Below are 5,958 nucleotides of genomic sequence, written 5' to 3'. Positions count from 1 at the left end.
CGAGCCCCGGGCCTCCGATCCGCCCGAGCCCGGCGCCGACGACGCCACCCCGGACGACGACCACCGCGCCGGGCGCCGCGCCCGGCGCCACGCGGGCGACACGGCCGGCAGCCGGCCCGCCGCCGAGTACAAGAAGCAGGCCGACGCGCTGTCGGGCAAGAAGCCGCGCACCGGCCGCAGGCGCCGCCCGGCCTTCTGGCGCGAGCTGCCGCTGCTGGTCGTGGTCGCCCTGCTGCTGACGTTCCTCATCCAGACGTTCCTGGCCAAGGTCTACGTCATCCCGTCCGGGTCGATGGAGCTGACGCTGCACGGCTGCGCCGGCTGCAACAACGACCGCGTCCTGGTCGACAAGGTCACCTACCGGTTCAGCGACCCGCACCCGGGCGACGTCGTGGTGTTCCGCGGCCCCGACAGCTGGAGCAGCGAGGTCACCGTCTCCCCGCCGAGCAACGCGCTGACCGCGGGCCTGCAGCAGCTCGGCTCGCTGATCGGCATCGCGCCGCCCGACGAGAAGGACTTCGTCAAGCGGATCATCGCGGTCGGCGGGCAGACCGTGCAGTGCTGCGACAGCCGCAACCGCGTCATGGTCGACGGCCAGCCCCTCGAGGAGCCCTACGTCTACTACCTGCCCGAGGCCGGCCCGCCCCGCCAGGAGGCGTTCGGGCCGATCACCGTGCCGCAGGGCGAGCTCTGGATGATGGGCGACAGCCGCAACAACTCGTCGGACTCGCGCGTGCCCGGCCACGGCCCGGTGCCGGTGGAGAACATCATCGGCAAGGCGCGCCTGATCGTGCTTCCGGTCGACCGGTTCGGCGGGATCGAGACCACGAACCCGCAGGGCTCCACCGCGGTCGGGATGGGCGCCTCCGGCGCCGGGGCGCCGCTGGCGCTCGGGGCGCTGTTCGCGGTGCCGCTGCTGCACCGGGGCCGCCGCTCGCTCGACGTCCGCGCCGATGCGCGCGACCGCTTCGCCGGCTTCCTGCCGGATCGCCGACGGTGGCGCTGACGCCGGCCCCTCCGGCACCGGCCGGGCCGGGTGCGGCCGCTCGACCGCGTGCGGCATCGTGGTGCCCGGAGCCCGGCGCGCCGTTCCCGACGCCGCGCTCCGTCCCCGATCCCGCCGCACCGCCGGAGAGCACGCCCCCCATGCCCGCTGCCCGCCGCACCGCGACCCGCGCCCGGCCCCGTCGCCCCGCCGGCCCGATCCTGCCCCCCGAGCTGCGCCCCGCCCGCGCCGTGGTCCGCCGCTCGGCCGGCACCTGGACCCTGCAGACCACCCTCGACCGGCACGGCCTCGGTCCGGTCGCCGGCGTCGACGAGGCCGGGCGCGGCGCGTGCGCCGGACCGCTCGTCGTGGCGTCGTGCGTGCTGCGCGCCGGCGACGCCAAGCACCTCGTCGGCCTCACCGACTCCAAGCAGCTCAGCGCGGCCGCCCGCGAGGAGTACTACGAGGTGATCGTCCGCCGGGCGGCGGACCACGCCGTGATCGTGATCCCGCCCGAGGAGGTCGACCGCCGCGGCGTGCACGTGGCGAACATCGAGGGCATGCGCCGGGCCGTGGCCGGGCTGGCCACCCGGCCCGGCTACGTCCTGACCGACGGGTTCCCCGTTCGCGGGTTCGGAGCGCCCGCGCTCGCCGTGCCCAAGGGCGACCAGGCGGCCGCCTGCGTGGCCGCGGCCTCGGTGCTCGCGAAGGTCACCCGCGACCGGATCATGGTCGGGCTGGACGCCGAGTTCCCGCAGTACCGCTTCGCCGAGCACAAGGGCTACTGCACCCCCGTCCACGACGCCGCGCTCGCCGCCCACGGACCGAGCCGCGTGCACCGCTTCTCGTTCGTCAACGTCCGGGCCGCCCGCGCGGCCTGCGCCCCGCCCGACTCCCTGCTCGACTCCCCGCTGGACACCCCGTTCGGGGTCGCCGAACCGCCCGTCGACCCCGCCGATGTGGGGCCGACCGGGCCCAGGGTCCACAATGGGGCGCCCATCGACGGGTCGTCCGAGGTGGGTTCCGGAGGGGGAATGCAACTGTGAGCGTCGGTGAGGAGGTGTCGTGAGCGCCGAGGACCTCGAGAAGTACGAGACCGAGATGGAGCTCACGCTCTACCGGGAGTACCGGGACATCGTGTCCCAGTTCTCCTACGTGGTGGAGACGGAGCGCCGCTTCTACCTGGCCAACTCCGTGGACGTCGCGGCGCGCAACGCCGACGGCGAGATCTACTTCGAGGTCCGGATGTCCGACGCCTGGGTGTGGGACATGTACCGGCCGGCCCGGTTCGTCAAGAACGTCCGGGTGCTGACGTTCAAGGACGTCAACGTCGAGGAGCTGGACAAACCGGAGCTGCGGCTGCCGGAGGGCAACCAGTTCGGCAGCTGACCGCACGCGCCGCGCCGTAGCGCACGGCACCGACGCAACGGTTCGCGCGCGGCCCGATCCGCGGTGGTTGTCCCCAAGCGGGCAGTTGTCCACAGTCGGCGCGGAAGCCGTCCCGCGGCCGGGTCCGCTCGCGGATCGTGGTCGCCATGGCAGCCAAGGACGTGCTCGGGCGCCGCGGCGAGGATCTCGCGGCGCACCACCTGCAGCAGCAGGGTCTGGTGATCCTCTCCCGCAACTGGCGGTGCCGCGACGGCGAGCTCGACCTGGTCGCCACCGACCGGTCGCAGTTGGTGGTCGTCTGCGAGGTCAAGACCAGGTCGGCGGCCCGCTTCGGGTCGCCGGCCGAGGCGGTCACCCGGGCCAAGGCCAACCGCATCCGCCGCGTCACCCAGGTCTGGCTCGCGGCGCACCAGGTGCGCTGGGTCCGGCTCCGGTTCGACGTCGTCGCGGTGCTGGCCGAGCCGGGGCACCCGGTGGAGATCACCCACTACCGGGGTGCGTTCTGATGGGCCTGGCGCGCGCGTGGTCGGTTGCCCTGGTCGGGGTCGAGGGCAGGCTGGTCGAGATCGAGGCCGACATCGGCGGCGGGCTCCCCGGCTTCCACCTGGTCGGGCTGGCCGACGCCGCCCTCAACGAGTCGCGCGACCGGGTCCGCGCGGCCATCGTCAACTCCGAGCGCGACTGGCCCAACGAGCGCATCGTGCTCGCCCTCTCGCCGGCCAGCCTCCGCAAGGCGGGCAGCGGCTTCGACCTCGCACTCGCCTGCTGCCTGCTCGCCGCGGGCGGAGCGATCGAGCAGGCCGCTCTCGACGGCACGGTGCTGCTGGGCGAGCTCGCCCTCGACGGCCGGTTGCGCCCCGTACGGGGCGTGCTGCCCAGCCTGCTGGCGGCGCGCCGGGCCGGGATGCGCCGGGCGGTGGTGCCCGAGGCGGCGCTCGACGAGGCGGCGCTGGTCGCGGGCATCGAGGTGTTCGGCGCCGGCGCGCTGGAGGAGGTGCTCGGCTTCCTCTGCGAGGGCCGCGACCTGGTCCGCCCGGGCCCGGTGTGCGTGGCGCCCGAGCCCGACCCGCCCGACCTCGCCGACGTCGTCGGCCAGGACGACGCCCGCCACGCGCTGGAGGTGGCCGCCGCCGGCGGGCACCACCTGCTGCTCGTGGGCCCGCCCGGCACCGGCAAGACCATGCTCGCCCAGCGGCTGGTCGGGCTGCTGCCCCGGCTCGACGCCGCCGAGGCGCTGGCGCTGGCCGCGGTGCGGTCGGTCGCCGGGCAGCTGCCGCCGGGCGGCGCGGTGAGCACGCTGCCGCCCATGATCGCCCCGCACCACTCCAGCTCGATGGCGGCGCTGGTGGGCGGCGGGAGCGGGATGGCCAAGCCCGGCGCGGTCTCGCTGGCCCACCGCGGCGTGCTCTTCATGGACGAAGCGCCCGAGTTCGGGCCCAAGCTCCTCGACGCCCTGCGCACCCCGCTGGAGGACGGCCAGGTCCGGCTGGCCCGCGCCGACGGCACCGCCTGCTACCCGGCCCGCTTCCAGCTGGTCCTCGCGGCCAACCCGTGCCCGTGCGCCCCCGCGCACGACCGCGACTGCGTGTGCCCGTCGCTGGCCCGGCGCCGCTACCTGGGCCGGCTGTCGGGCCCGCTGCTCGACCGGGTCGACCTGCGCGCCCGGATGGTCCCGGTGACCGCGCTGTCCGCACCGGCGCGGGAGGCGGAGGGCACCGCGGTCGTGCGGGCCAGGGTGCTCGTCGCCCGGGCCGCGGCCGCCCGCCGCTGGGACGGCCGCTGGCGCACCAACGCCGAGGTGCCCGGACCGGTGCTGCGCGGCGACTTCGCGCTGCCGCGGGCGGTCGTCCGGCCGATCGACGCCGCCCTGGCCGCTGGCGACCTCACCGCCAGGGGGGCCGACCGCGCCCTGCGGGTCTCCTGGACGCTCAGCGACCTCGACGGACGCGACCGGCCCGACCGCGAGCACGTCGAGGCGGCGCTGTTCTTCCGCGACCGGAGGGCGGCATGAGCGCGCCGACGGACGGACCGTCGACCCCGGTCGCGGCGCCACCCCACGCCGGGCCCTCGTCCCACCCGGGTCCCGGTCCGGGGGAGCCGGCCCGGGAGGTCCTGGCCGCCCGCGGCTACCTGTCGCGGGTCGCCGAGCCGCCCGCCGGTGCGCTGGCCGCCCTGGTCGCCGAGGTGGGCCCGGTCGAGGCCGCCGATCGGGTGCGCACGGGCCACGTCGACCAGCGGGTCGCCGCCGAGACCAGCGCCCGCCGCGACGTGCACCGCGTCGCGGCCGACCTGGCCGCGGCCGCGGCGGCCGGGCTGCGCCTGGTCACCCCGGAGCACGCCGAGTGGCCGGCCGAGGCGTTCACGGCGTTCGCCCCGCACGGGCCGGGCGGGCTCATCGCACCGCTCGCGCTGTGGGTGCGCGGCCGCGGCCGGCTCGACCTGCTGTGCGAGCGGGCGGTCGCGCTCGTCGGCTCCCGGGCGGCCACCCGGTACGGCACGCAGATGGCCGCGGAGCTCGCCTCCGGCGTGGCCGAGCGGGGCTGGACCGTGGTCTCCGGGGCCGCCATCGGCATCGACGGCGCCGCCCACCGCGGTGCGCTGGCCGTGGGTGGTCCGACGGTCGCCGTGCTGGCCTGCGGGGCCGACCGCGCCTACCCGGCCGCGCACCAGGGCCTGCTGGAACGGATCCTGGACACCGGCGCCGTCGTCAGCGAGTACCCGCCGGGGTGCGTACCGGGCCGGCACCGCTTCCTGGTCCGCAACCGGCTCATCGCCGGGCTCACCGCGGGCACCGTCGTCGTGGAGGCGGGGCTGCGCAGCGGCGCCCAGCGCACCGCGGCCGACGCCACCGCGCTCGGGCGCGACGTGCTGGCCGTGCCGGGCCCGGTCACGTCGAGCGTCTCGGCCGGCTGCCACCGGCTGATCCGCGAGGGCGCGGTGCTGGTCACCCGGGCCGACGAGGTGCTGGAGGCGGTGGGCCGCATCGGCGCCGACCTGGCCGCCCCGCCCGGCGTCGGGCACGACCGCGCCACCGACGGCCTGAGCACCGTCGCCGCGCTGGTGCACGACGCGCTGCCCGCCCGGGCGGCCCGGGAGGCGGCGTGGCTGGCCCTGGAAGCGGGGGTGCCGGTCGGTGCGGTGCGCGCCGCGCTGGTGGAGCTGGAGCGCCGTGGGCTGGTCCAGCACTTCGACGGGCGCTGGCAGCGCTCGGCGACCCGGCGGAGGGCCTGAGATGGCGACGTATCGCGGTCATCAGGTGATGTGCGGCGGGCACCGCGATATCTGCGGTGCATCGCGTTTGGCGTGGGTGGTGCCGGGAATCGGCTCGGCATGCGGACGATCACCGGCGGCGGGGTGGGTGCGGGTGGTGTCGACCGGCGCGGCGCCCCCGCGCCCTCACCTGCGCCAATCGCGTCCTCGACCCCCGGTTCCGGTGGTCTCCGGCGGGCCGACCCGCGGGGCCTGCTCACGACCGCCCGGCTCGACCTGCCGGCCGCGGAGCCCGGGAGCACGGCCGCCCGCCGGGCCGGGCCGGCGGCCTGGGGTCGGCTCGACCCGGCCACCGCCCGCCCGGTCGAGGGCCA

7 protein-coding genes are annotated in these 5,958 nt (G+C 76.9%); all 7 read left to right on the top strand.

Annotated elements, in window-relative coordinates:
• A partial coding sequence (gene lepB, locus KIK08_RS36635; RefSeq protein WP_408004787.1) for a signal peptidase I occupies positions 1-1,006 on the top strand: 1,006 nt, incomplete at its 5' end.
• A 140-nt stretch (positions 1,007-1,146) separates the two neighbouring features.
• Positions 1,147-2,031: a ribonuclease HII gene (locus tag KIK08_RS36630; protein ID WP_214407911.1), complete on the top strand. Its 885-nt coding sequence runs from the start codon at positions 1,147-1,149 to the stop codon at positions 2,029-2,031.
• A gap of 19 nt (positions 2,032-2,050) precedes the next feature.
• Entirely contained in the window at positions 2,051-2,374 is a 324-nt protein-coding gene (locus tag KIK08_RS36625) for a DUF2469 domain-containing protein (RefSeq protein ID WP_214407910.1), read from the top strand.
• 146 nt (positions 2,375-2,520) lie between these two features.
• Positions 2,521-2,880, top strand: coding sequence for a YraN family protein (locus tag KIK08_RS36620; protein WP_214407909.1), 360 nt, complete (start codon positions 2,521-2,523; stop codon positions 2,878-2,880).
• Positions 2,880-4,385 carry a YifB family Mg chelatase-like AAA ATPase gene (locus KIK08_RS36615; RefSeq protein ID WP_214407908.1) on the top strand — a complete coding sequence of 502 codons (1,506 nt, stop codon included), beginning with the start codon at positions 2,880-2,882 and terminating at the stop codon, positions 4,383-4,385. Before KIK08_RS36620 ends, KIK08_RS36615 begins: the two co-directional genes overlap by 1 nt.
• Positions 4,382-5,605, top strand: coding sequence for a DNA-processing protein DprA (gene dprA, locus KIK08_RS36610; protein ID WP_214407907.1), 1,224 nt, complete (start codon positions 4,382-4,384; stop codon positions 5,603-5,605). The genes KIK08_RS36615 and dprA overlap by 4 nt, the downstream gene beginning before the upstream one ends.
• A 99-nt stretch (positions 5,606-5,704) precedes the next feature.
• Positions 5,705-5,958 (top strand): hypothetical protein (locus KIK08_RS36605; RefSeq protein ID WP_214407906.1); only part of this gene is annotated, 254 nt, incomplete at its 3' end.

The organism is Pseudonocardia lacus, assembly GCF_018531445.1.
Taxonomy (GTDB): domain Bacteria; phylum Actinomycetota; class Actinomycetes; order Mycobacteriales; family Pseudonocardiaceae; genus Pseudonocardia; species Pseudonocardia lacus.
Note: the sequence above shows the minus strand (reverse complement) of the source record. Positions and strands in the feature narration are given on the sequence as shown.